General features: G+C 67.7%; 25 protein-coding genes and 1 riboswitch. Of the genes, 11 read left to right on the top strand and 14 right to left on the bottom strand.

Annotation, left to right across the window (positions count from 1 at the left end):
* Nucleotides 1-3: 3 nt before the first annotated feature.
* A complete protein-coding gene (locus tag ACYQ5L_RS33160) occupies nt 4-429 on the bottom strand; it encodes a MerR family transcriptional regulator (RefSeq protein ID WP_459962135.1) in 426 nt (141 codons plus the stop codon).
* The gene (locus ACYQ5L_RS33155; RefSeq protein ID WP_459962134.1) at nt 426-791 is read right to left on the bottom strand and encodes a hypothetical protein; all 366 of its coding nucleotides are present in this window, start codon (nt 789-791) and stop codon (nt 426-428) included. Before ACYQ5L_RS33155 ends, ACYQ5L_RS33160 begins: the two co-directional genes overlap by 4 nt.
* Between ACYQ5L_RS33155 and ACYQ5L_RS33150 the strand changes: the two genes are divergently transcribed.
* The gene (locus tag ACYQ5L_RS33150; protein ID WP_459963624.1) at nt 702-1,142 is read left to right on the top strand and encodes a MerR family transcriptional regulator; all 441 of its coding nucleotides are present in this window, start codon (nt 702-704) and stop codon (nt 1,140-1,142) included. The two genes, ACYQ5L_RS33155 and ACYQ5L_RS33150, sit on opposite strands and share 90 nt — an antisense overlap.
* Nucleotides 1,143-1,161: 19 nt before the next feature.
* Here ACYQ5L_RS33150 and ACYQ5L_RS33145 read toward each other — a convergent pair whose 3' ends face one another.
* Genes ACYQ5L_RS33145 through ACYQ5L_RS33130 form a run of 4 tightly spaced genes read right to left on the bottom strand, consistent with a single transcriptional unit; the run spans nt 1,162 to nt 6,331 of the window.
* A complete protein-coding gene (locus ACYQ5L_RS33145; protein WP_459962133.1) occupies nt 1,162-2,451 on the bottom strand; it encodes an ABC transporter permease in 1,290 nt (429 codons plus the stop codon).
* Nucleotides 2,448-3,713: an ABC transporter permease gene (locus tag ACYQ5L_RS33140; RefSeq protein ID WP_459962132.1), complete on the bottom strand. Its 1,266-nt coding sequence runs from the start codon at nt 3,711-3,713 to the stop codon at nt 2,448-2,450. The genes ACYQ5L_RS33145 and ACYQ5L_RS33140 overlap by 4 nt, the downstream gene beginning before the upstream one ends.
* Nucleotides 3,710-5,227 carry an ABC transporter ATP-binding protein gene (locus tag ACYQ5L_RS33135; protein WP_459962131.1) on the bottom strand — a complete coding sequence of 506 codons (1,518 nt, stop codon included), beginning with the start codon at nt 5,225-5,227 and terminating at the stop codon, nt 3,710-3,712. The genes ACYQ5L_RS33140 and ACYQ5L_RS33135 overlap by 4 nt, the downstream gene beginning before the upstream one ends.
* Nucleotides 5,228-5,230: 3 nt before the next feature.
* On the bottom strand, nt 5,231-6,331 hold the full coding sequence (locus ACYQ5L_RS33130; protein ID WP_459962130.1) for a BMP family lipoprotein: 1,101 nt from the start codon (nt 6,329-6,331) through the stop codon (nt 5,231-5,233).
* Nucleotides 6,332-6,520: 189 nt separating this feature from the next.
* Here ACYQ5L_RS33130 and ACYQ5L_RS33125 point away from each other — a divergent pair, with 189 nt between their 5' ends.
* The 3 genes from ACYQ5L_RS33125 to ACYQ5L_RS33115 all read left to right on the top strand — a co-directional run bounded on the left by ACYQ5L_RS33125 (nt 6,521) and on the right by ACYQ5L_RS33115 (nt 8,924).
* Complete coding sequence (locus ACYQ5L_RS33125; protein ID WP_459962128.1) at nt 6,521-6,943, top strand: Hsp20/alpha crystallin family protein; 423 nt, start codon at nt 6,521-6,523, stop codon at nt 6,941-6,943.
* A gap of 374 nt (nt 6,944-7,317) precedes the next feature.
* Entirely contained in the window at nt 7,318-8,019 is a 702-nt protein-coding gene (locus ACYQ5L_RS33120; RefSeq protein ID WP_459962127.1) for a DUF8020 domain-containing protein, read from the top strand.
* Between the two features lie 224 nt (nt 8,020-8,243).
* The gene (locus ACYQ5L_RS33115) at nt 8,244-8,924 is read left to right on the top strand and encodes a DUF3558 family protein (protein ID WP_459962126.1); all 681 of its coding nucleotides are present in this window, start codon (nt 8,244-8,246) and stop codon (nt 8,922-8,924) included.
* Nucleotides 8,925-9,051: 127 nt separating this feature from the next.
* Here ACYQ5L_RS33115 and ACYQ5L_RS33110 read toward each other — a convergent pair whose 3' ends face one another.
* On the bottom strand, nt 9,052-10,299 hold the full coding sequence (locus ACYQ5L_RS33110; protein WP_459962125.1) for an ATP-binding protein: 1,248 nt from the start codon (nt 10,297-10,299) through the stop codon (nt 9,052-9,054).
* A 196-nt stretch (nt 10,300-10,495) separates the two neighbouring features.
* On the opposite strand from ACYQ5L_RS33110, the gene ACYQ5L_RS33105 reads away from it, so the two are divergent.
* Nucleotides 10,496-12,661, top strand: a complete 2,166-nt coding sequence (locus ACYQ5L_RS33105) for a thioredoxin domain-containing protein (RefSeq protein WP_459962124.1) — start codon at nt 10,496-10,498, stop codon at nt 12,659-12,661.
* A 244-nt stretch (nt 12,662-12,905) separates the two neighbouring features.
* Here the strand turns inward: ACYQ5L_RS33105 and ACYQ5L_RS33100 are convergent, their stop codons facing one another.
* The 3 genes from ACYQ5L_RS33100 to trhA form a co-directional block, all read right to left on the bottom strand.
* Complete coding sequence (locus tag ACYQ5L_RS33100) at nt 12,906-13,376, bottom strand: hypothetical protein (protein ID WP_459962123.1); 471 nt, start codon at nt 13,374-13,376, stop codon at nt 12,906-12,908.
* A 247-nt stretch (nt 13,377-13,623) separates the two neighbouring features.
* On the bottom strand, nt 13,624-15,189 hold the full coding sequence (locus ACYQ5L_RS33095; protein WP_459962122.1) for an adenylate/guanylate cyclase domain-containing protein: 1,566 nt from the start codon (nt 15,187-15,189) through the stop codon (nt 13,624-13,626).
* A 190-nt stretch (nt 15,190-15,379) separates the two neighbouring features.
* Nucleotides 15,380-16,057, bottom strand: a complete 678-nt coding sequence (trhA, locus tag ACYQ5L_RS33090; RefSeq protein WP_459963623.1) for a PAQR family membrane homeostasis protein TrhA — start codon at nt 16,055-16,057, stop codon at nt 15,380-15,382.
* 175 nt (nt 16,058-16,232) lie between these two features.
* On the opposite strand from trhA, the gene ACYQ5L_RS33085 reads away from it, so the two are divergent.
* Nucleotides 16,233-17,018, top strand: a complete 786-nt coding sequence (locus ACYQ5L_RS33085; protein WP_379197575.1) for an isoprenyl transferase — start codon at nt 16,233-16,235, stop codon at nt 17,016-17,018.
* Between the two features lie 87 nt (nt 17,019-17,105).
* A complete protein-coding gene (locus tag ACYQ5L_RS33080) occupies nt 17,106-17,696 on the top strand; it encodes a hypothetical protein (RefSeq protein ID WP_459962121.1) in 591 nt (196 codons plus the stop codon).
* Here the strand turns inward: ACYQ5L_RS33080 and coaA are convergent, their stop codons facing one another.
* Nucleotides 17,697-18,629, bottom strand: a complete 933-nt coding sequence (gene coaA / locus ACYQ5L_RS33075) for a type I pantothenate kinase (protein ID WP_379197571.1) — start codon at nt 18,627-18,629, stop codon at nt 17,697-17,699.
* Nucleotides 18,630-18,831: 202 nt separating this feature from the next.
* Here coaA and ACYQ5L_RS33070 point away from each other — a divergent pair, with 202 nt between their 5' ends.
* Both ACYQ5L_RS33070 and glyA read left to right on the top strand, forming a co-directional pair.
* The gene (locus ACYQ5L_RS33070) at nt 18,832-20,028 is read left to right on the top strand and encodes a DUF885 domain-containing protein (protein WP_459962120.1); all 1,197 of its coding nucleotides are present in this window, start codon (nt 18,832-18,834) and stop codon (nt 20,026-20,028) included.
* Between the two features lie 343 nt (nt 20,029-20,371).
* Nucleotides 20,372-20,456, top strand: a riboswitch (ZMP/ZTP riboswitch).
* Nucleotides 20,457-20,606: 150 nt separating this feature from the next.
* Nucleotides 20,607-21,902, top strand: a complete 1,296-nt coding sequence (gene glyA / locus ACYQ5L_RS33065; protein ID WP_379197567.1) for a serine hydroxymethyltransferase — start codon at nt 20,607-20,609, stop codon at nt 21,900-21,902.
* A 108-nt stretch (nt 21,903-22,010) separates the two neighbouring features.
* Here the strand turns inward: glyA and ACYQ5L_RS33060 are convergent, their stop codons facing one another.
* A complete protein-coding gene (locus tag ACYQ5L_RS33060) occupies nt 22,011-22,319 on the bottom strand; it encodes a glutaredoxin family protein (RefSeq protein WP_459962119.1) in 309 nt (102 codons plus the stop codon).
* Nucleotides 22,320-22,328: 9 nt separating this feature from the next.
* Nucleotides 22,329-22,481, bottom strand: coding sequence for an alpha/beta fold hydrolase (locus tag ACYQ5L_RS33055; protein ID WP_459962118.1), 153 nt, complete (start codon nt 22,479-22,481; stop codon nt 22,329-22,331).
* 171 nt (nt 22,482-22,652) lie between these two features.
* Here ACYQ5L_RS33055 and ACYQ5L_RS33050 point away from each other — a divergent pair, with 171 nt between their 5' ends.
* A complete protein-coding gene (locus ACYQ5L_RS33050) occupies nt 22,653-22,964 on the top strand; it encodes a hypothetical protein (protein WP_459962117.1) in 312 nt (103 codons plus the stop codon).
* Nucleotides 22,965-22,986: 22 nt separating this feature from the next.
* Here ACYQ5L_RS33050 and ACYQ5L_RS33045 read toward each other — a convergent pair whose 3' ends face one another.
* On the bottom strand, nt 22,987-23,259 hold the full coding sequence (locus tag ACYQ5L_RS33045; RefSeq protein ID WP_459962115.1) for a hypothetical protein: 273 nt from the start codon (nt 23,257-23,259) through the stop codon (nt 22,987-22,989).
* A gap of 21 nt (nt 23,260-23,280) precedes the next feature.
* On the opposite strand from ACYQ5L_RS33045, the gene ACYQ5L_RS33040 reads away from it, so the two are divergent.
* Complete coding sequence (locus ACYQ5L_RS33040) at nt 23,281-23,667, top strand: DUF488 domain-containing protein (protein WP_459962114.1); 387 nt, start codon at nt 23,281-23,283, stop codon at nt 23,665-23,667.
* Nucleotides 23,668-23,760 lie beyond the last annotated feature (93 nt).

The following is a 23,760-nucleotide window of genomic DNA, read 5'->3' as shown; positions in this document are numbered from 1 at the left end:
CTGTTACGGGGCGGGGTTCGGCGCGGTGAAAGGCAAAGGGCAGGTGGGGGATTCGCTACACGCGAGCAGGTCGTCGCACCCGGCTTCGACGGCGGCGCGCAGGGTGTCCCGCACGGCGGTGAGTTCGGCGATCTCGGCGTCGATCTCGGCCAGCTTGGCCTCGGTTCGCGCGCGCAAACCGGCCCCGGCGCGTCGCCCGGCGCCGAGCCGGGTGGCCTCCAGCAGGGCGGCGATCTCGTCGAGGGTGAAGCCGAGGCGCTGGGCGGTCTTGATCATTCGCAGCACGGTCACGGTGTGCTCCGGGTAGACGCGGTGCCCGCCGAGGGAGCGATCCGGCGCGGCCAGCAGACCCCGGCGCTCGTAGTAGCGCAATGTCTGGATGTTCACCCCGGCGGCCTCGGCCACCTGCCCGGTGCGCAGCCCGCTCATGCCGACCTGCTCGCCGCCGCCCTCGCGGCCAAACCGTCGAGCACCTCGGACCGGGCGGGCGGCACGTCGATGTCCATGCGCACCAACTGTTTTCCCGCCTGGGCGAACCCGAAGGCGAAGAACGAGCAGCAGCTCGATTCCCGCGCCGCCAGCTCCCGGGCCCGGGTCTCGGCCGCGGCGTCGAGGTCCAGCCGCAGCCGCGTGGGAGATACCCGGTCGATACCCCGCAGCGCGTCGCGGAACAGCGCGTCGAACTCGGCTATCCGCAGTGGCTGCTCGGTGGTCGGCAATGCGCACGCGTCGACGGCCACCCACGCGCCGTCCGCATCGCCGGTGTCCGGAACTCGGGGTTCCTCGGCCATGACCGGCACCTCCTGCCTCGTGGGAGCCCGAGACGGGCTCGCCATCATTCGAGGCTAAGCCTGTACCCGGGTACCGGATGCAACCCCCATGACGCCCGGGAGGGGTTCGCGATCGACCGGGCGGCGGCATTCGCCGGCATCACGGTGGCGACGGTGCAGCACTACCACCAGCACGGCCTGGTCGACGAACCCGAGTCCGACAGCTCCGGCTGCCGCCGATACCGATCCCCGGAACTGCTGCGGCTGGTACAGATCCGGGCCCTGTCCGGGGCGGGGGTACCCCTGTCCGAAATCGCGGACCTACTCGACTATTTCGCGCACATCGAGCGAATCCTCGAGGACTCGAATTGAAGGGCCTCGCGCCGTCGGCCTATTTGCTCCCGGGCGTGTACGGGATGCCGTCGGCGGCTGGGGCCACGGCGCGGCCGATGAAGCCGGCGACTACGACGAGAGTGACGGCGTAGGGGAGCATGCCGAGGAATTCGGTCGGGATGGGGTTGCCGGGCATGGTGTTGAGGAAGCGTTGGAGGGCGCTGGAGAAGCCGAAGAGGAGGGCGGCGGTGAGGACGCCGAAGGGGTGCCAGCGGCCGACGATCATGACGGCCAGGGCTACGAAGCCCAGGCCCGCGGTCATGTTCTTGGAGAACGAGACATTGTTGGCGATGGTGAAGAAGGCGCCGCCGAAGCCGGAGAGGGCGCCGGCGGCGGTGACGTTCCAGAAGCGGAGGCGGTTGACATTGATGCCGGCGGCGTCGGCGGCGGCGGGGTGTTCGCCGACGGCGCGGGTGCGCAGGCCCCAGCGGGTCCGGAACAGCAGGAAGGAGACGGCGAAGACGCAGGCCAGGGCGACGTAGACGAAGATGTTCTGGTCGAACAGGACCGGTCCGAGGATCGGGATGTCAGCCAGGAAACCCAGTGAGTCGCCGACCTTCTGGACGGTGGCGGGCTGGTTGAGGGAGCCGTCGGCGCGCATCAGCCGCTCGTAGAGGAAGCCGGTCAGGCCGAGCGCGAGCAGATTGAGAATAATGCCGGTGACCACCTGGTTGACCTCGAAACGGGTGGCGAGCCAGGCCAGCAGCAGGGTCGAGCAGACGCCGCTGAGGGTGGCGGCCAGCATTCCGACGTAGGCATTGCCGGTGATGGAGGCCAGCAGCGCCGCGGTGAACGCGCCGGTGAGGAACTGGCCTTCGATACCGAGATTGATGACGCCGGAGCGTTCGGCGACGACACCGGAGAGCGCGCCGAAGATGAACGGCAGGGCCAGGAAAAGTGTTGTCGCCAGGACGAATTCGACGGGGAAGCCGACGCCCGGGGTGACCGTCCACGACAGTGCGGCGATGACGAGGGCGGCGACCCCGCCGCCGATCAGGAAGTCGTCGAATCGCCGCAGGATTTCCTTCGGCACCAGCAGCAGGGCGGCGCCGGCGAGTGCCGCGAGGACACTCAGCGTCACGACGACCAGGAGCGTGCCGACGGTCCAGCTGGCGTCGACGGTCTGGTCCAGCCGATAGGTGGTGGTCCGCCCGGTATCGATCAGCGCGAGCCCCAGCCCGCCCAGGACGACGCCGAGGCTGATCAAGCCGTACGCCGCCGCGGTATGCCGCCGGAGGGCCTTGTCCGACACCGCGATCCGCGGTTCGCTGCCGGTCGTCGCGTTCACCAGCCCCTCGCTTCCAGAGTATTGAGCCCACCGCGCGGGGTTCGCAGCCGCAGCAGGGTTTTGACCAGGGCGGGCGCGGCGATGAACAGCACGATGACCGCCTGCAGCAGCGTGGACATCTCCACCGGGATGGCCGGCTGCATGTGCAGCGTGCCGGATTTCAGGGCGCCGAAAAGCAGTGCGGCGGCGACGATCCCGCCCGGATGCGCGCGCCCGAGCAGCGCCACCGTAATGCCGTCGAAGCCGTATTCGACCGCGGTGGTGGGATTCACCGTATACGGGTTCAACCCGAGCACCAGGGCCGCGCCCCCGAGCCCGGCCAGCGCACCGGCCACGCCCATGGTGGTGGTGAAGGTGCGCCCGATATCCATGCCCGCGGTCTCGGACGCGTGGGCATTGGCGCCGACCGCGCGGATGCGGAAGCCGAAGGTGGATTTGCTCAGCAGCCACCAGATTCCGGCGGCCAGGGCGAGTCCGAGCAGCAGTCCGGTGCTCACCCGCAGACCCGACCCGGCCCAGCCGAGCAGCTGCGGCAGCCGCGCCGAGGTCTCGACCGGCTTGGACACCAGTTCCTGGGAGGTGACCGAGTGGATGAATGTGGTGCCCAGCGCCCAGATCAGGAAGTAAGCGGCGATATTGTTCAGCATGATCGACGAGATGACCTCGTGCGCACCGGTTCTCGCCTTGAGATAGCCGGGTACCGCGCCGAGCAGCCCGCCCGCGAGCCCGCCCGCCAGCAGCGCCAGCGGAAGATGCAGCAGCGCCGGGAGTTCCACCGCGAAGCCGACGATCAGCGCACCGAGCATGCCGAATACGAACTGCCCCTGCGCGCCGATATTGAACAGCCCCGCCCGGAAGGCGAGCCCGACCGCCAGACCGGTGAACATGAGCGGGGTCGCGTAGGTCAGGGTCTCCGAGAGCGGTCGCAGAACCTGGGCCAGGGTGGCATCGCCCGCGAAAAACTGCTGCAGGCGATGGAAATCCAGAATCGAGCCCTCGAACAGATCCTGATAGGCCGTACTGACGGCATACCAGGAGGAATTGAGCGCATCGGCGGGCCGGGCGAACAGATAGCTCCAGGTGCCGCGCACGTTCGGATCGGAGACGATGATGAGCACCGCGCCGATGGCGAAGGCCAGCAGCAGCGAGTAGATCGTCACCATGACGTTGTTGGCTTCGGTCAGATAGCGAACGAAGGTGGGGCCGAAGCCTTTCCGGCTCGGCTCGGTATCCGCCTGGGATTTCTGGGTTGTCGTGTTCACGCGTCGCCCGGGGAGGTCTCGGGCCGGTGGCCGATCATGAGCTGTCCGATCTCCGATCTCGGTGTGTCGGGTGCCACTTCGCCTGCGATCCGGCCGTTGTAGATGACGGCCACACGATCGGACAGGGCGAGAATCTCGTCCAGCTCCGCGGAGATGAGCAGCACCGCGGTGCCGGTGTCGCGTTCGGCCACCAGCCGGGCGTGAATGAACTCGATGGCGCCGATATCCACGCCGCGAGTCGGCTGCGCGGCCACCAGAACCTTTCGCGGACGGGAGAATTCGCGCGCGATAATGACCTTCTGCTGATTGCCGCCGGACAGCGCCGACGCCCGCTCCTCGGGTCCCTGGGTGCGCACGTCGAACTCCGCGATGGACTTGGCGGCGAGGGCCCGCACCGCCTTGTCGTCGACCACCCCGCGCCGGGACAGCGGCGCCTCCCGGTACTGGTTGAGCACGATGTTCTCGGCCACGGTGAACTCGGCGACCAGACCGTCGCGGGCCCGGTCCTCCGGGATGTACCCCAGTCCGGCCGCAATGCGCCGGTACGGGTGCCAGCGGGTGACATCGGCGCCGATCATCTCGATGGACCCGCCCGCCGGTGTGATGGTGCCGAGGATGGCGCGGGCCAGTTCGGTCTGGCCATTGCCCTCCACACCGGCCAGGCCCACGATCTCACCGGCGCGCAGGGTCAGGTTCAGACCGTCCAGCACCGCGACGCCGCGATCGTCGAGCACGGTGAGATCCTTGATCTCCAAGGCGTTCCCGGCCGGCTGCGCCGGAGTCTTGTCGACGGTGAGCGATACCTCGCGCCCGACCATGGCGGCGGCCAGTTCGGCCTCACCGTCCTCGGGCGAGGCTTCGGCGACCACTTTCCCGCGCCGGATGACCGTAATGGTGTCGGCGACCGCCTTCACCTCCTTCAGCTTGTGGCTGATGAAGATGATCGACATGCCCGACTGCGCCAGGTTCCGCATGATCGCCAGCAGTTCGGCGACCTCGGTGGGCGTGAGCACCGCGGTGGGTTCGTCGAGGATCAGCAGTTCGGTGTGCCCCGAGAGCGCCTTGACGATTTCCACCCGCTGTTGCACACCGACCGGCAGGTTCTCGCAGATCGAATCCGGATCGAGCGCCAGGCCGTAGCGCTCGGACACCTCCCGCACGGCCCGGCGGGCCGCGGCGCGATCGAGAATCCCGGCTCGGGCGTGCTCCCGCCCGAGCTGGACATTGTCAGCGACGCTGAACGGGCCGACCAGCTTGAAATGCTGATGCACCATGCCGATTCCCGCCGCGATGGCGTCGCCGGGCGATCGGAACCGCACCGGCGCGCCATCGATCAGGATCTGTCCGTCGTCGGGTTCCAGAATCCCGTACAGCATGTTCATCAGCGTGGATTTGCCCGCGCCGTTCTCGCCGAGGATGGCGTGGATCTGACCCGGCGGCACCACCAGGTCGATCGCGTCATCGGCGACGAAATCGCCGAACTTCTTGGTCAGGCCGCGTAGTTCGAGGCGCATACGCTATGGCTTCGGGGCTGCCGGCGAGGAGACCGTCACCGTGCCCGCCACGATATCGGCCTGCAATTGCTTCAGTTCCTGCTTCAACGCGTCGGGGACCTTGCCGTCGTAGTCGTGGAACGGCGCCAGCGCGACACCCTGATTGTTCAGCGTGCCCACGTAGCGGCCGTCCTTGGCGCCGCCGGTGAAGGCATTGTCGATCGCCACCCGGATCGCCGAGGAGATGTCCTTCATCGACGAGGACAGCATGATCTGCTTGTACTCCGGAACCGCCTGGTAGCCATCGGAATCCACCCAGATCATGCTGGCATTGCCGGCGTCCTTGATGGCCGAGGCGCCGCCGAGCCCGACCGGGCCGGCGACCGGGTGGATCACATCGGCGCCCTGGGCGAGGAAGTTCTCGGTCAGCGACCGGCCGGCGCTGGTGTCGTCGAAATTGCCGGTGAACGAGCCCTTCTGGGCCTGGGTGTCCCAGCCGAGGACGGTGGTCGCGGTGTTGTGCACCTGGTTGTACTTGGCGACACCGGCGGCGAAGCCGTCCATGAAGATGGTGACCGCCGGAATCTGCATGCCGCCCCAGGTGGCGACCTTCCCGCTCTTGGTGGTGCCGGCCGCGAGGTAGCCGGCCAGGTACGAGGACTGGGCCGCGTTGAACTCCATCGAGTACACATTGGGCAGGTCGACGTGGGAGTCCACGATGGCGAAGCGCTTGTCGGGATTCTCCTTGGCCACCGTCTCGACCGCATCCGCCATCAGGCCGCCGACGCCGATCACCAGACCGCAATCCGCGTCATCGGCCGAGGCCCGCAGGTTGGGCTCGTAGTCCGCGGTGCTGTTGGACTGCCGGTAGCTGCCGGAGATCTCCTTGTTGGCGTCGACGGCCGCCTTCACGCCGTTCCACCCGGATTCGTTGAACGACTTGTCGTCCACACCGCCCGCGTCGGTCACCATGCAGGCCCGGAACCGCGTATCGGAGGCGCCGTACACATTGCCGGATCCCTTCGCGTCCTGGTCCGCGGGCGGCGAACCGCAGGCGGACAGCAGCGCTAGCGCGACGGCGACACCGCCGGCGATGAAGGTTCTCGAGGCAGTGGCAGATCTCATCTGCTCACATTTACCCGATCTCCGGTTTGCTGGATTGATTTTGAAACATTGATTTACAGAGACATCGGCCTTCGCTCCGCCGACTGCTTGCACTCTCCTGCCTAGAGTGCTAAATAATATCTATGTCAGATGACAGAGGTTATCTGGTTTCCCTTCGATCGAGAATGGAGTGAGTTGGAGGTGGCGACCATGCTGATGCGTACCGATCCCTTCCGTGACCTGGATCGATTGACGCAGCAGGTGTTCGGTACACCGGCCCGCCCGGCTGTCATGCCGATGGACGCCTGGCGCGACGGAGACGAGTTCTTCGTGGAATTCGACCTGCCCGGCATCGACCCGGACTCGCTCGACCTGGATGTCGAACGCAATGTGGTCACCGTGCGTGCGTCCCGCCCGGAGCTCGAGGACGGACGGTCGATGATCGCCGCGGAACGCACCCGCGGTGTGTTCAGCCGTCAGCTGTTCCTGGGTGAGAACCTCGACGTCGACGCTATCCGGGCCGACTATCGCGACGGCGTGCTGCGGTTGACCATCCCGGTCGCCGAGCAGGCCAAGCCCCGCAAGATCGAGATCTCCCGCCACGACGGCCACCGCCAGGCGATCACCGCCTGACCCGCGCCCCGCCGGACCGGTCGTCGCCTGCGCTGTGCCGGTAAGCGTGCAGTGGAAGCGAGGTGATGCCTGTCGACAGATCGATATCCTTCGAAGGGTGGGCCCGGTCAGCGACCTGCTTCCGGGCTCACCCTGCCCTTTGCCGAACATGATTCCGGGCGACGGTGATTCGCCGCCGCATCACTAATCGATCATCGGGCGCTCTAGCGGGAATCATCGACGGCCCCTTGTGGATGCAACCCGTTCTAGGCTGATCGCGATTGGCTTCGGCCGCACCGTCATTGCCTTTGCTCGTGTGGAATTGTGTTGGGGGACAGTAAGTCTCGCCAGGCAGCGGCGGTGTGGCCCAATGGACGAACGGATTGGGACATCGAATGAGATTCCGCAGCACCACCGCGGCGGCCGTACTGGTTGCCGGCGCACTGATCGCCGGCCTGGGGACCGCGCACGCCGAGCCCGCCGCCCCCGCCGATCCGGGGATCAAGTACTCCCTCAAGGTGGTCGACAAGACGGTTGTCGCCGCGCTGCGGGGCGCGAGGTTCACGCTGAGCGAGCAGGAGGGCGCGACCCCCGACGCCCCGAAGACCCAGGTGGCCAACATCATGGACGCCAGCGGCGCGACGGTGGTGTCGATGCCGCTGGACTACCGGATCGGGGATGTCCGGGTCCCGATCACCGCGGTCACGAAGCACGATGACACGGTTCTCGAGATCACCCCGGCGAAGCCGGAAGGCGTGCAGATCCCCACGCAGCCGCTCGCGGTCGAGCCGATCGCCTCGCCGGCGGAGGACCAGAAGGCGCTCAACGAATTCAGCGGCAAACTCTCGGTCGCCGGTCAAGTCGGCGCCCTGGTCGGCGGCATCATCGGATTCATCGTCGGCTGCGTCGCCACCATCATGGTCGGCTGCATCCCGGGCGGAATCGCCGGCGCCCCAGCGGGCGGGATCATCGGCGGCCTGGTCGCGGGCGGCCCAACCCTGGTCGCCGCAGGCATCGACCTGCTGAACACCTGGCAGGCCGCACCGGGCACCTCCAAGTGGGCCGACCCCCAGCCCCAGCCCGCCCCGCAGAACTGACCTCACTTCGCCCCGAACGGCGAAGGCCGTCCGAGAAGCCCTCCGGCACACGGAGGGCTTCTCCGATTCGGCGAGCGGCAGCGCCGGGCGGGCCATCGAATAGGGCATTCATCGGATAGTGCGGCACCCGGCCCGCGCCATACGTTGAACGCGCAGCGCGGGATAGTCGAATCCATTTCCGGAACAGTGCTTTTCGGCCGCTGAGCTGGAGGTATCCGCCGATCATGACACGCACACTCGAATCCTGCGTCACTCCGCATCGCCGGGGAATCCAGGCGAGGACCACCGCGCCCCGTATTGCGGCGGTGCTGGGTGCCGCGGCCATCGCGCTCACCGGCTGTGCCACCGACTCGACGGGCGGTTCACCGGCTCCGGGTGGGACCACCTCGGTGCGGGCCACCGCGGGCGCGCCCACGACCGCCCAGGACGACAGCGGCACGGCCGCACCGGATCCCACCGAAGCCGACCCCGGCGGCCCCGCCACATCCGCCGTGGATTCCCCGGCCGGCGCCTCCTGGGATCCGTGCTCGCTCCCCGAATCCGACCTCGCCGCAGCGGGATTGGACTCCACCACCGAAACGCGAGTATCCGGTTCGAAGTACCCGGCCTGCACCTGGCAATCCACCGATGGAACCTTCGAAACGACCATCGTGGCCTCCGGCGATTCAATGGACGCGGTCCTCGAACCCGGCACCTACCACGACCTCAGGCGCACCGAGTACTACGGCCGCCAGATGGTCGTATTCCGTTCGGTAGCCGACTCCAACCAGCTCGGCTGCCACATCGCCACCCCGGCCGAATCCGGCAGCATCGTCTTCACCGTCCGCCGCGCGAAGCCCGGCACCGCCAACGCCTGCCACGACGTCCAGCGAGTCGGCGCCGCCCTGTTCAACTCCCTGCCCTGACTCACCCCTACTGTCGGAAACCCTTTGTCGGCCAATTGGTTACCACGCCCGTTGGGTGCGGGGCCAGTACGCCGTGATCCTGGCGTGAGCCGAATCGGCCGAGTATTTCCCTGTCGGCGATTGGTCGTTATGGTGCGGGCGTTCTCCACAGCGTGCTGATGGGAAGGCAGGCCAGCCGGTCGCCGAAGGGGAGTTGCTGGTCGCCGCAGTAGAGAACGAAGCCCGCATGGAAGCGGTCACCGAGGCGGCGCTGGAGCAGGCGCAGAGCTCGAAAGTCATCTGTCCGAACAGTTTCGGCGGCTTTGACTTCGATGCCGATGATGCGGCCGGCATTGTCCTCGAGTATGGCGTCGACCTCGTAGCCGTCACGGTCGCGATAGTGGTGAATCTGGGCCATCGTTCGGCTCCAGGTGAGTTGGCGGGTGAGTTCACCGAGGACGAAGGTTTCGATGATGCCGCCGATGATGGCATCTACGCTCATGCCGGTGAGCAGGTGTGCGGCGAGGCCGGCATCGGTGAACACCAGTTTGGGGGTTGCGATGGCGCGTGCGGTGGCATTCGCGGACCATGCCGGAATGAGGCGGATGAGGTAGATCACCTCGAGGAGGCCGATGTAGTCGCGGACTGTGCTGGCGGGTATGCCCAGGTCCGAGGAGAGTCGGCTGTAGTTGAGCAATCCGCCGCTCTGCGCGGCCAGGGCGGCAATGAGTCGGCGCATATCCGAACTGCGCTGGATATCGGCGACTTGGTGCACGTCTCGGCTCATGATGTCGTCGAGGTAAGACTTGAAGAATTGTGCGCGCCGGCGCGGGGTCGTGCGCCGCACCGCTTCGGGATAGCCGCCACGAGAGGCCAGAGCGAGGTAGTCGCGACGCCGCAGCTCGCTCGGTTCGCTACGGATGCGGTGGTCGGGCGCGAAGACGGCGTCGATGAATCCATCTGGTGTACCCGAGATTTCACCTTGGGACAGCGGAAACAGCTCGATGGTTTCCGCGCGTCCCGGAAGCGCGTCGGGCAGACTGCTGAGGCCGAGCAGCCGGGCCGATCCGGTCAGCAGGAAGCGGCCCGGGCGGGGGTCGCGATCGACGGCGTTCTTGATCGCCAGCCACAGCTCGGGGACCCGTTGCACCTCATCGATCAACATGATGCTCGGAGCGTCGAGAAACGCGACCGGATCGGCGACCGCTGAGGCACGTGTCCGCGGGTCATCGAGATACCGCTTCACGGTGTCTCGATGACTGCGGAGGCAGCATTCAGCGAGAGTGCTCTTCCCGGTCTGCCGGGCACCGTTCAGGATGACGACGCGGGTATCCGACAAGGCCTCTTCTACCTGTTCAGCGGCTCGTCGGGGTAGATAGCCGATGCCTTCGCGCATTCCGCTATGGTAGCTTCATTTCGCTGATCTGCCGATAACGTTACCGCTGATCTGCCGATACAGTCTCCGCTGATCTGCCGATTGCTGGATCGCTGGTCTGCCGGACCGCTTCCAGTTCTGATTCGTCCACGGCCGCTGATCGGATGGGTGCGTGCGGTGCGTGCTGTGTGCTCGCCAGATGTGGAAGGCTGGGGATATGAACCGATTGGCCACCGCCACGTCGCCGTACCTGCGTCAGCATGCCGACAATCCGGTGGACTGGCGGGAGTGGGATGCTGCGGCGCTGGCGGAGGCGGCGGAGCGGGATGTGCCGATCCTGCTGTCTATCGGGTACGCGTCCTGCCACTGGTGTCATGTGATGGCGCACGAGTCGTTCGAGGACGAGGCTACGGCGGCGGTGATGAACGAGCATTTCGTGTGCATCAAGGTGGATCGGGAGGAGCGGCCCGATCTGGATGCGGTGTACATGAATGCGACCGTGGCCATGACGGGGCAGGGTGGGTGGCCGATGACCTGCTTCCTGACGCCGGCGGGGGATCCGTTCTATTGCGGGACGTATTACCCGAAGACGCCTCGGCATGGGATGCCGTCGTTCACGCAGTTGCTCGCGGCGGTGAACGACACCTGGCAGCACCGGCGGGATGAGGTGGATCAGGCGGCGGGGCAGGTGGGGGAGGCGTTGCGGCAGCAGGCGGGCGGGCTGCCGGACAGTACCGTGGGGGTGAGTGCGGAGCTGCTGGATCATGCGGTGGCGACCGTGTTGCGGGATATCGATCCACAGCACGGGGGGTTCGGGGGTGCGCCCAAGTTTCCGCCTTCGGCATTGCTGGAAGGACTGTTGCGGGGGTATGAGCGCACCGGCGACAAGGATGTGCTGCAAGCGGTTTCGTTCACCGCCGAGGCGATGGCGCGGGGTGGGATCTACGACCAGTTGCGGGGTGGGTTCGCGCGGTATTCGGTGGATGCCGCTTGGGTGGTGCCGCATTTCGAGAAGATGCTCTATGACAATGCGCAGTTGCTGCGGGTGTACGGGCATCTCGCGCGGCGGGAGCAGGACGGCGCGCAGGGGGCGCGGCACGCCTCGGCGGGGGCGCCCGACGCCTCGGAACCGTTGGCGCTGCGGATAACTCGCGAGACCGCGCAGTTCCTGATCGACGACCTGGGCGCCGCGCAGGGCGGGTTCGCCTCCGCACTGGATGCCGATACGCATCTCGAGCCGGGCGGCCCCGGCGTGGAGGGCGCGACCTACGTCTGGACTCCGGCCGAACTCAACGGTGTCCTCGGTGCACTCGACGGCGCCTGGGCCGCGGAACTTTTCGGAGTCACCACGGCCGGAACCTTCGAGCACGGCACGTCGGTGCTCACCCGCTACGCCGACCCCGCGGCCGCCGATGCCGAACGGTTCGAGCGCATTCGCGCCGCCCTGCGCACGGCCCGCGATCGCCGCCCCCAGCCCGAGCGGGACGACAAGGTCGTGACCGCCTGGAACGGCATGGCCATCGCGGCCCTCGCCGAGGCGGGCGCCGCCCATCAGCGGTCCGCCTGGGTGGCCGCGGCCGAACGCTGCGCCCGCTTCCTGCTCGACACGCATGTGACCGGCGGCCGCGTCTGCCGTGCTTCTCTTGGTGGCGTGGCCGGGTCCGCGACCGGTGTCCTGGAGGACTACGCCTGGCTCGCAATGGCTTTGCTCGCCCTGCACCAAACCTCCGAGGGCGAGTGGCTCCCCACCGCCCAGCGCATTCTCGACGCCGCCGTCACCCACTTCGCCGACCCGGAGAATCCGGGCAGCTGGTTCGACACCGCCGACGATGCCGAGACATTGGTCGCCCGGCCGCGCGATCCGCTGGACGGCGCTACTCCGGCGGGCGCCTCCGTGCTGGCCGAAGCCTTGCTCACCGCTTCCGCTCTCAGCGATCCGGAACGCGCGCTGCGCTACCGCGAGTTGGCGGATCAGACCCTGGAACGCGGCGCGGTCGTCCTGGCGCGTGCCCCGCGCTCCGGAGGCCAGTGGCTGTCAGTGGCCGAAGCCGCCTTGCGCGGGCCGATCCAGGTTGCGGTCGCAGTAGGAGACACCAAGCCGCGTGTTGTCGGGGACGCGGGGCCTGCCGCTGACGAGGGCGCAGAGGCCGCCACCACGGACGCGGGGGAGCTGGCCGCCGAGCTGGTCCGCGCCGCCCGGATGACTGCCCCCGGCGGCTCGGTCATCGTTGCGGGCGAACCGGATACGCAGCCATTGCTGGCCGGCCGGCACGCCGTCGGCGGCCGATCCGCAGCCTATGTCTGCCGGGGCGCGGTCTGCGACCTGCCGGTCACGACAACCGAGGAAATCCGCGCCGCGCTCCTGCGGCCGCAGTCCACGTGATGCCTGCGGAGGTCGGCGCGCATCTCGCGGCTGCGGGCCAGGTGCTGTGTGTGGAGGATTGCGCACATTACGCGGCTGCGGGCCAGGTGCTGTGTGTGGAGGATTGCGCACATTACGCGGCAGCGGGCCAGGTGCTGTGTGCGGAGGATGGCGCGCACTACGCGGTCACGGGACGGGTGCTGCGTGCGGAGGTCCGCACGGACGGTACGGGCGCGCGGCGTAATGCTCTGCGGCGGTTGGCTGTTCAGTCGCGCCGAGTGCCCGCTCGCAGCATGGCGGGCGCCGCGACCAGTACGGCGATGACGTGCACGGTGCGGAACAGCCCCAGTATCAACGACTCCCACGTCACGCCGGTCAGCAGCTCGATCGGTTCCGCGGCCGCGAACAGGTCGGACACCGGTTCGATCAGCAGGGACGCCAGCCCGAAGACGCCCAGTCCGACGACGAGTACCCAACGGGCCCATGCGGTTCCGTCCAGCATACGGCGCGAGACGGCGTACACCGCGAGGTAGATCGCCCCGCGCATCAGCATGTCGGACGTCAGAGCGCCGATATCGGCCTCGGATCGCTCCAGCGCCACGGCGGCCCGCATCACGCCCTCGCACAGCCCGGCCACCAGGGCCACGACGACGGCGCGGTGCGCCAGTAGCAGCAGACTGTCCCGCGTGGGCCGCGTCCCGGCGGTCACGGTGCGGCCGGTTCCGATCTCGGTCATGAACCGAATCTGCCGTTGCGGCGCCGCAGTGCGGATCACCCCCGGGTATCGGATGCATCCCATCCCACGGAGTGATATCCGCGGCCGCGCGGAGCGGCGAGACGCCGAGAGGCGGGGGCATATTCCGTTGCCGCAGGGTATGGCGCGGTCCTACAGTCCCGGAGTTGTGGTTACCTTCATTCTTGTCGCGGCATTGCATCGGGAACTCGATGGAATTCGTGCTCCTCGATGACCAGCGACAAGCGTCCTAGTTCTCCCCGCCGGGGCCGGGGTCCGGGACTGCGGCCGGGTGGGGCGCGGCCTGCGGGGCGCTGCCGTTGCGGTGGGCTGGCGCCGGAGCGGGAATGTCGGTCCAGCCTGGCGTGGGTTCCTTCCGTCCCCGCAGATGGATGGTGTCGTGCAGCGTCCACTTGCTGCGTTCGGAATCGGAGGCCGCGTCGATGACGGCCTGACTGGCCAGAATGCGGCGCGGGACCTGTTTGGCCTCGGCGGTGAGCCGGGCGGCCTCGTTCACGGCGTCGCCGATGACGGTGAACTCCAGCCGGGTGTCGGAGCCGACATCACCGGCGAAGACCAGGCCGCGCGCCAGGCCGATGCCGATATCGAGCTCACCGGCGGCCTTGACCTCGTCGCGGATGCGGCGGGCGGCGCGCAGGGCGGGAGTCGCGTTGTCGTCCAAGGCGATCGGCGCGCCGAAGATGCACAGCGCCGCATCGCCTTCGAACTTGTTGACCAGGCCGTGATTGTCCTCGGTGGCGGCGACCACCGTGGACAGCAGTCGATTGAGCTTGACCACGAAATCGCGCGGCGCGAGTTCAGTGGCCATGGCGACGGAGCCGGTGACATCCACGAAAAGCGCTGTCACCACCCGCATATCGCCGGTGAGGTGGGCATTGCCGGACAGGGCCCGCTCGGCCACCTCCGCGCCCACATGGCGGCCGAAAACCGTCCGCATGCGTTCGCGCTCACGCAGATTCGTGGCCAGCTCGTTGACCGAATGCTCCAGCCGTCCGATCTCGCTGGTGGACCCGATGGGCACGCGCACATCCAGATCGCCTTTGGCGATGCGGTCCAGCGCATCACGCAGTGAATGCATGGGCGTGGCGACCGCGCGGGCCAGCGTGGCCGTGGCGACCGCGCCCGCGGACAGCCCGACCAGGGCCAGATAGATGCCGGTCCAGATCCGGTCGGCGTAGTCGGAGGACGGATCGGCCAGCACGGTGATCACCATGAAGAACGGCACCGCGCCGGTCACCGCGAAGGTGACCAGCACCCGCACCAGCACCGTGGAACTCCAGTGCCCGGTGCCGTCGAGCACCTCCGCCACCACCGGAATGGTGGGCCGGATCAGCCGGTCCACGATCAGATAGGTGAGCGCCGCCGACTCCAGCCCGCCGAGGGTGAACATGGCCGCCACCACCGCGAAGTCGTTCTGCGGCGTGGCATGCGCGAAGATCGCCGCCGCGATGACCACGCCCGGCAGCCAGATGGCCAGCGCCCGCACGGCAATGCCCAGCGGCAACGTCAGCAGCCGCCGCGCCTCGGCCGCCGCGGGCGCGCGCCGCTCGTCCAGCCAGCCGAAATACCGTCCGCGATCGCGCACCGCCAGCACGATGCCGATCAGCGCGCCGATGGCCGGATAGATCGCCACCCAGGCGAAGGTCATCACCCAGTCCGGGCCCAACCGGGAGAAGAATCCACTCAGGAAGAGCTCGGTCGTGATCACCGCGAGGCCGCCCAGATTGCACGCCATGACGACGGCCGACAGCCCCCATTTGGCGCGCAGCGCCCACAGGATCAGCCGGGTAATCACGACTGGACTTTAGAAGCCTTTGGCCCGTGTGTGCACGTTTGTGAGTTATCGGACGTTACGACTGATCTCGTGCGGGCCGGGTAACTCGTGGGGTACGTCCAGAATCGGGCCGGCACCCGACCGCCGCTACGCGTGCGTGACGGTCCACGGCTCTCGGCCGGGCGCTGAAGGTCCGGGGAGGCGGGGGAGCTCAGTTCAGCAGGACGAGCCAGACCGCCGCGTAGTGGCAGAGGGCGGCCAGCACCGTTGCGGCGTGGAAGAACTCGTGGTGGCCGAACACCTCCGGCCACGGGTCCGGCCAGCGCGAGGCGTAGAGAATGCCGCCGACGCTGTAGGCGATGCCGCCGGCGAGCAACAGCAGCACCGGGGTCCAGCCGACATGGCCGATGAGCGTGCCCGCGACCGGCACGATGGCCCAGCCCAGCACCAGGTACAGCGGCGTGCCGACCCAGCGAGGCGCGGTGGGCCACAGCATCTTCAGCGCGACCCCCGCCAGTGCGCCCGCCCAGACCACGGCCAGCAGGATGGTCCCGGCGCGCCCGCGCACCCCGAGCAGGGCGAACGGCGTGTAGCTGCCGGCGATGAACAGGAAGATCATGCTGTGATCGGCGCGCTTCATCCAGGTGTAGGCGCGCTCGGTGCGCCAATTCACCCGGTGATAGGTGGCGCTCACGCCGAAGACCCCGCAGACCGTGAGTCCGTAGACCAGCGTGGACCAGGCGGCGGTGGCCGAGACCGTGCTCGCGACGCTCACCAGGGCGATGACCGCGACGGCGGCGATGCCCACGGCCCAGGTGTGGATCCAGCCGCGCAGACGCGGCCTGATGATCGTGAATTCTTCGCGAGCCGCTTCGAGGGCGTCCGCCACCGGGGCGGGGGGCTGCACAGTGTCGGACACGGGTTACCTCCTGAGTAACCTACGGTACCGTAGGTTGTTGCGGTCGCGCCTCTCAGGTGGCCCGTCGCAAACCCATACCGCCACTGTTTCACTCGACTGTCCCGGTAGGTCCGGCATTCCTTGTGAGGGCGTACTGTTGGCGGTCGTGGTCGTTGAGCTTGCGAAGCAGGTGCGTGGATTCCCCTATCGCATCTACGAGGCCCGGCTGGCGAAGCAGCTCGCCGGGAAGCAGCATCCGCGGCATGTGGCCGTCATGTGCGACGGCAATCGCCGATGGGCGCGGGAGAACGGGTTCACCGATGTCAGCCATGGACATCGGGTGGGCGCGCTGAAGATCGCCGAGCTGGTCGGCTGGTGCGGCGAGGCGGGCATCGAGATGGTGACCGTCTACCTGCTGAGCACCGAGAACCTGCGCCGCGATCCCGAAGAGCTGGACACCCTGTTCGAGGTGATCACGGACGTCGTCGACGAACTGTCCGCCCCCGAACAGAATTGGAGCGTCCGCATTGTCGGCGCGCTCGATCAACTGCCCGAGAGCATGGCCCGCCGGCTCAGCGAGGCGGCCAAGAGCACCGAGGGCCGCGACGGTGTGCACGTGAACGTGGCCATCGGCTACGGCGGCCGGCAGGAGATCACCGATGCGGTGCGCTCGCTGGTGCGCCAGGAGATCGACGCCGGGGAGACCGGCGAGGATCTGGTGCAGTCGATCACCGTGGACGCCATCGGCCAGCACCTCTACACCTCCGGCCAGCCGGATCCGGACCTGGTCATCCGCACCTCGGGTGAACAGCGGCTGTCGGGATTCCTGTTGTGGCAGAGCGCGTATTCGGAGATCTGGTTCACCGAGGCCTATTGGCCGGAGTTCCGGCGCGTAGATTTCCTGCGGGCACTGCGTGATTACGCCGCCCGGCACCGTCGTTTCGGGACGTAACGGTCGAACACGGGGTGTGAACAATCGCATTGCAGTGCAATGGCTTCCGTAGTTCGCGGGGCCTTCGCTGCCGTAGCGTCGGAATGCATGAGTGAGCTGCGCGAAGGGCTGGGCGGCCCGGTGGATTCCGGGTCCATCAGCTATGAGGAGTTCGGCCGCCGATTCCTGGAATACGCGGCCTCGCCGGAGCGGATAGCCGGGGCCTTCGAGAAACTCACCGGGGAGGCATTCCAATTCGGCCCGATCGGCCTGGGGCCGGGCCGCATCGCGAAACTCTCCGCCGGTGTGCGGCTGGGACAGCCCCGGGTGAACCGGGAAGTGCTGGAGATCATTTCCTTCGACCTGGTCATCCCGCTGGACGTGGACCTGCTCATCGACCTCTCGGTGGACCGCTATCCCTTCCACGTGGACGGCACCATCCATCTGCGCCTGACCGTGCGCACCGCCGAACCGCTGCGCGTGCTCATCGATATCGACGAACCGCAGCCGAGCAATGTGCGCATCAATGTCGCGAGCGCCTCGCGGCGCGGTGAACTATTGCGCATTCTGGCCAGCGTGGATCACGAGATCCGCCGTTTCGTCGCGCGCTACATCGCGGAGGAGATCCGCAAACCGAATATCAAGGCAGCGACCGATATCGATGTGGCCGCGCGCCTGGATGCGGCCTGGAAGCTGTAGTCAGAGTTTGCGCAGCCGCAGCCGATTGATGCTGTGGTCGGCGTCCTTGCGCAATACCAGAGTGGCGCGGGGGCGAGTGGGCAGGATGTTGTCCACCAGATTCGGCCGGTTGGTGTTGTGCCAGATCTCCTTGGCCGCGCTGGTGGCCTCTTGATCGTTGAATCGCGCGTAGTGGTGGAAGTGCGAATTGGGGTCCGCGAAGGCGGTCTTGCGCAATGCCAGGAAGCGCTGCACGTACCAGTTCTCGATGTCCTCGATGCGGGCGTCGACATAGATGGAGAAGTCGAACAGGTCCGAGACCATCAGCCGCGGCCCGGTCTGCAGCACGTTCAGGCCCTCGACAATGAGAATGTCGGGCTGGCGCACGCAGTGGAATTGCCCGGGCACGATGTCGTAGGCGATATGCGAGTACACCGGCGCGCAGACCTCCGGCGCCCCGGATTTCACCTCGGTGACGAAGCGCAGCAGTTTGCGCCGGTCGTAGGACTCCGGGAAGCCCTTGCGATGCATGATGCCGCGCCGGGTGAGTTCGGCTGTGGGGTAGAGGAATCCGTCGGTGGTCACCAGATCCACTCGCGGATGGTGGTCCCATCGGGCCAGCAGCGCCTGCAGCACGCGGGCGGTGGTGGACTTGCCGACGGCCACCGAGCCGGCCACGCCGATCACATACGGCACCTGGCGGTCCGGATGGGTCTCGCCGAGAAAGGTCGCGGTGGCGGCGAAGAGCCGCTGCTTGGCGGCCACCTGCAGGTGGATCAGACGGGCGAGCGGCAGGTAGACCTCGGCCACTTCCTCGAGGTCGATCTGCTCACCGAGGCCGCGCAGGCCGATCAGCTCTTCCTCGGTGAGCACCAGGGGAGTCGACTTGCGCAGGGTGCGCCACTGCTTCCGGTCGAACTCCACATAGGGACTCGGCTCGCTCATTCGTGCCACTTACCCACATCCCCGTATAGGCGGACAACACGACACTCCACGCATAGCCGAATTGTGCTCGGGTCCAACATGTCGGTGAACACCAGGTATCGCTACTCGCCAGTAACCCACGTGAGATGGACTACACCCGACCGAGGTTTGGGCCCGAGCGCGGACGGGAACCGCGGGGCGCGGCGGCAGCCGATCACATACAGTCACCGGCATGGCAGCGCATCCTCTCGTGACCGAATATCTGCGGCTGGGGCTGGCCTTCGACCGTCTGGAAGAAGGTTTCGTCGACGCGTTCACCGGCGATCCGGCCCTGCGCCGGGAGGTCGAGAACGCGCCCGCGCCGGAGCCGCGCGAGCTCGCGAACACCGCTGCCGCCCTGCGCAAGGAACTGCCGGAGGCGGGGCTGTCGGCCGAGCGCACCGAATTCCTGGATGTGCACCTGCGCGCCCTGGAATGTTCCGGACGGAAATTCGCGGGCGACGACATCGGTTTCGTGGACGAGGTGCGCGCCTACTTCGACGTCGATATCGCGCCCGGCGACGAGGAGGACTACCGCGAGGCGCACCGACTGCTCGACGAGGTGCTGCCCGGCGAGGGCGCGCTGGCCGACCGCATCACCGCGCACCGGCGCGCGGACGAGATTCCGCCGGAACGGCTGCGCGAATGCGTGGACGCCTTCTCCGGGGCGCTGCGCGAACTGGTGCGGCAGCGCTATCCGCTGCCCGATCACGAACGCGTGGAATACGAAGTGGTGGGCGACAAGCCGTGGTCGGGCTTCAACTACTACCTGGGCAATTTCCAGTCCAGGGTGGCCATCAATTCGGATCTGAAGCAGCACATGGCGCATCTGCCCGCGCTCATCGCGCACGAGTCGTATCCGGGGCACCACACCGAACATTGCCGGAAGGAAGCCGGACTGGTCGCGGCCGGCCAGGACGAGCAGACCTTGTTCGTGGTGAACACCCCGCAGTGCCTGATGGCGGAGGGGCTGGCGGATCTGGCCCTGAAGTCCATCGTGGGACCGGGCTGGGGGAGCTGGGCACAGGAGATCTACGCCGATCTGGGATTGCGTTTCGACGGTGAACGCGCCGAGCGTATTTCGGCCGCTTCCGCGAACCTGCTGAGCGTGCGCCAGGATGCGGCGCTACTGCTGCACGACCGGCGGCGCGACGCCGATGAGGTGGCGGCCTTCCTGCAGCGCTGGAGCCTGGTCACGCCGGAGCGGGCGCGGCAGTCGCTGCGCTTCCTGTCCTCGCCGCTGTGGCGGGCCTACATCAGCACCTATGTGGAGGGATACCGGCTGCTCGGCGGATGGTTGGATGCATCCCCCGACGCCGAGCAGCGGTCCGATCGATTCCGTCGACTGCTGGACGAACCCCTCACCCCGGGCGCCATTCGCCGGATGTGAGGGGGCCGCGTTCAGCGGTTGGTGCGGAGGACTACCAGTTGGCGCAGCTCGCGCCGCCGCTGGACATGGTGCACAGGGTCTTGAGCAGCGTCTTGATCAGGTCCTCGATGCCGCCGGCGATGAAATGCATTCTCAACCTCGAAAGTTCTGGTGGGCCAAAGTCACTGGCGGGTCACAATGCCAGTGCGCCGCCACCATACCGAGATTTGTTGCCCTCTCATAGCCCGTATCCGGGCCACTGTCCACCGGAACGGCTCGGAGCGGTAGGCCGGCGCAGTGCCGACGTGCGCCGTGCCCCGAGTTCTCGGGGCACGCGAGCGTGGCGTGATTCACGCCGATAGGATGGCGGGACCGCGACTGGCGCACTCGAGGTGGAAGCAACCACCGGGAAGCACCGACGTCCTGCACCGCGCGCCTGGGTGCAGGGTGAGCCCTTGGGGTACCCCGGTACCCGAGGGTGGCACCGGAGTACGGAGGTTGCGATGACCCAGTTGGAAGCTGCGATGGCACAGCAGAACGATGCCGACACACAGAGCCCTCCGAGCGGTACGGCCGCCACGGCCAATACACTCGGCGGCGTGACCCAGACGAGCACTTCTGTCAACAGCCAGTCCCTCGCCGAACTCGATCCCGAGGTCGCGGAAGCGATGGGCGGAGAGCTCGCTCGCCAGCGCGACACCCTCGAGATGATCGCCTCGGAGAACTTCGTTCCCCGCGCGGTGCTCCAGGCGCAGGGCAGCGTGCTCACCAACAAGTACGCCGAGGGCTACCCGGGCCGCCGCTACTACGGCGGCTGCGAGAACGTCGACGTCGTCGAGGATCTCGCCCGCGCCCGCGTGAAGGAACTCTTCGGCGCGGAGTTCGCCAATGTGCAGCCGCATTCGGGTGCGCAGGCCAATGCCGCCGTCCTCATGGCGCTGATGAACCCGGGCGACAAGCTGCTCGGCCTGGATCTCGCGCACGGCGGTCACCTCACCCACGGCATGCGCCTGAACTTCTCGGGCAAGCTGTACGAGGTGCACGCCTACGGCGTGTCCAAGGAAGACCACCGCGTCGATATGGACGAGGTCCGCAAGATCGCCCGCGAGACCCGCCCGAAGGTGATCGTCGCCGGCTGGTCGGCCTACCCGCGCCACCTGGACTTCGCGGCCTTCCGCGAGATCGCCGACGAGGTGGGCGCCTACCTCTGGGTCGATATGGCGCACTTCGCCGGTCTGGTCGCCGCCGGGCTGCACCCGTCCCCGGTGCCGCACGCCGATGTGGTGTCCTCCACCGTGCACAAGACCCTCGGCGGTCCGCGCTCCGGCCTGATCCTGGCCAAGCAGGACTTCGCCAAGAAGCTCAACAGTGCGGTGTTCCCGGGCCAGCAGGGCGGTCCGCTCATGCACGCCATCGCCGCCAAGGCCGTGGCGTTCAAGATCGCCGCGGGCGCCGAGTTCAAGGATCGCCAGGAGCGCACCATCGCCGGCGCCAAGATCCTGGCCGAGCGCCTGATGGGCGCCGACGTCCAGGCCAAGGGCATCTCCGTGCTCACCGGTGGCACCGATGTGCACCTGGTCCTGGTCGACCTGCGCAACTCCGCACTGGACGGTCAGCAGGGCGAGGATCTCCTGCACGAGGTCGGAATCACCGTGAACCGCAATGCCGTTCCGTTCGACCCGCGCCCGCCGATGGTCACCTCCGGCCTGCGCATCGGCACCGCCGCCCTGGCCACCCGGGGCTTCGGCGATGCCGAGTGGACCGAGGTCGCCGACATCATCGCCGCCGCGCTGACCGGATCCGCCGATCTGGACTCGCTGCGCCAGCGGGTTTCCAAGCTGGCCCAGGACTTCCCGCTCTACGAGGGCCTGGAGGACTGGCGCCTGCTCGGCTGACGCCGAACCGTGGGCAAGGAGCCCGCCGCGATCACGAGATCGCGGCGGGCTCGGCCGTTTTCGGGGTCACGGCCGTGCTCGGAGTCGCGCCGCGGGCGAGCGGCCGGATCAGAATGCGAAGAAGCGCCGCGGGCCCCCGGTGAGAGCGGGCGCGTCGGCCCGCACGGTGGCGATGAGCTTCTTCGGATGCGGGTTGACCCAGCTGCGTTCCGACGAGCCGTCGCGCAGTACGACCGTGGGCACGGTCTCGTTGCCGTCGGCGAGCGTGCGCACCACGGTGGCAGCGTCCGGGTTCTCCCAGATATCGACTTCGGTGTGAATGATCCCGTGGCGGTTGAGCACTCGCCGCATGCGGGAGCAGTACGGGCAGCCCGGGCGCCGGTAGACGATGAGCTGCGGGGTGGCATCGGCGGTCATGTCCGGAGTCTACGGTCGGCGCAGCCGGGTGAGGAGGGCCTCGATGACCTCGGCGGGACGCTCCTCCATGGCGTAGTGATCGGTTCCGGCGATGCGGGTGAGGGTGGCGTCGGGGTACGCGGGCGGGAAGGTGCGGTGCGCGCGGGAATTGAGAATCGCCAAGCGCCGCAACCGATCCGGGCATCGGACCGCGAAACCCAGTGCGGGATGGCCGCCGTAGTCGTGCGCGGCCGGATCGACGGTGCGTTGCCGCGGACATCCCGGTGCGGGCGGATTCCGATCTCCGACCAGGGGAGGGCGATTCGCCTATGCTGCAAGCAGATCGGAGGCGTCATGGCGATCAGGGTAATGCTGCTCGGTTTGAAGATGGCCGTGGTCGAGGAAGTGCGCGATCAGCTGGCGCTTCCCGAGGTCGAGCTGTTCACCGGATCGAGCGTCGAGGATCTGCGCGGGGTCCTCGCGCGCACCGGTCTCGATCACGTGGTGATGGGCGCCGGACTGGAACTCGAGCAACGTCTCGGCATCGTGCGCGAGATCTTCGAATCCAGCGACCGCACCACCGTGCATCTCAAGGATCGGGCGTCCGGCCCGGAGGGTTTCCTGCCGTTCGCCCGGGCGGTGATCCGCGGGCTGCATCCCGCCTGAAGCGCACCGCCCGGCACAGGGCTCAGGAGTGCTTGGCGAGGTAATCCACGTACATCGGCCGCAGCACCTCGCCGATCTCGCCCTCGCCGGCGTGGAAGTAGTCGTCGAGCATGGGCAGCACGTACTTGATGTCGGCCTCGCTCTCGCCCAGATCACCGGCGGCGGCCTCGGCGGCCGGAATGGACTTCAGCAGCTCCCACAGGAATTTCACATCGCCGCGGCGAACGGCCAGCTTCACGGCCCGGTCGTGCAACTCCTTGGTGGACAGCGTCTCGAGATCCTGAGTTTCGGCCATGGCTTCGACTGTAATGGACTCATGGCACAGCGACCGGGCTACCGGGTGAAGCGGGTCTACGACGAGCCGGAGGCCGCCGACGGCCGGCGGGTGCTGGTGGATCGGCTCTGGCCGCGCGGCATCAGCAAACAGCAAGCAGCCATTGACGAGTGGGCCAAGGATGTGACCCCGTCCACAGAGCTGCGGAAGTGGTATCACGCCGACCCGGACGCCCGCCGCGCCGAGTTCGAGCGACGCTACCGCGCCGAGCTGGAATCGGACGCCGCGCGGCAGGGGCTGGCGCAGTTGCGCCAGGACGCCGCGAACGGGCCGTTGACGCTGGTGACAGCGGTAAAGGACCCCGCGCACAGTCATGTGCCGGTGCTGGTGGGTGAATTGGGCGAAACACCCAAGGCGGACAGGCGTTAACGGGATCTTCACCAACACGCCTGTCAGTCGGGGAGCCGGAAATCCAATTCGGCGGTAGCGTCGGGGGTGCGGGCCGCGTAGGTGTGGTCCGTA

This window comes from Nocardia sp. IFM 10818 (assembly GCF_054655275.1).
Note: the sequence above shows the minus strand (reverse complement) of the source record. Positions and strands in the feature narration are given on the sequence as shown.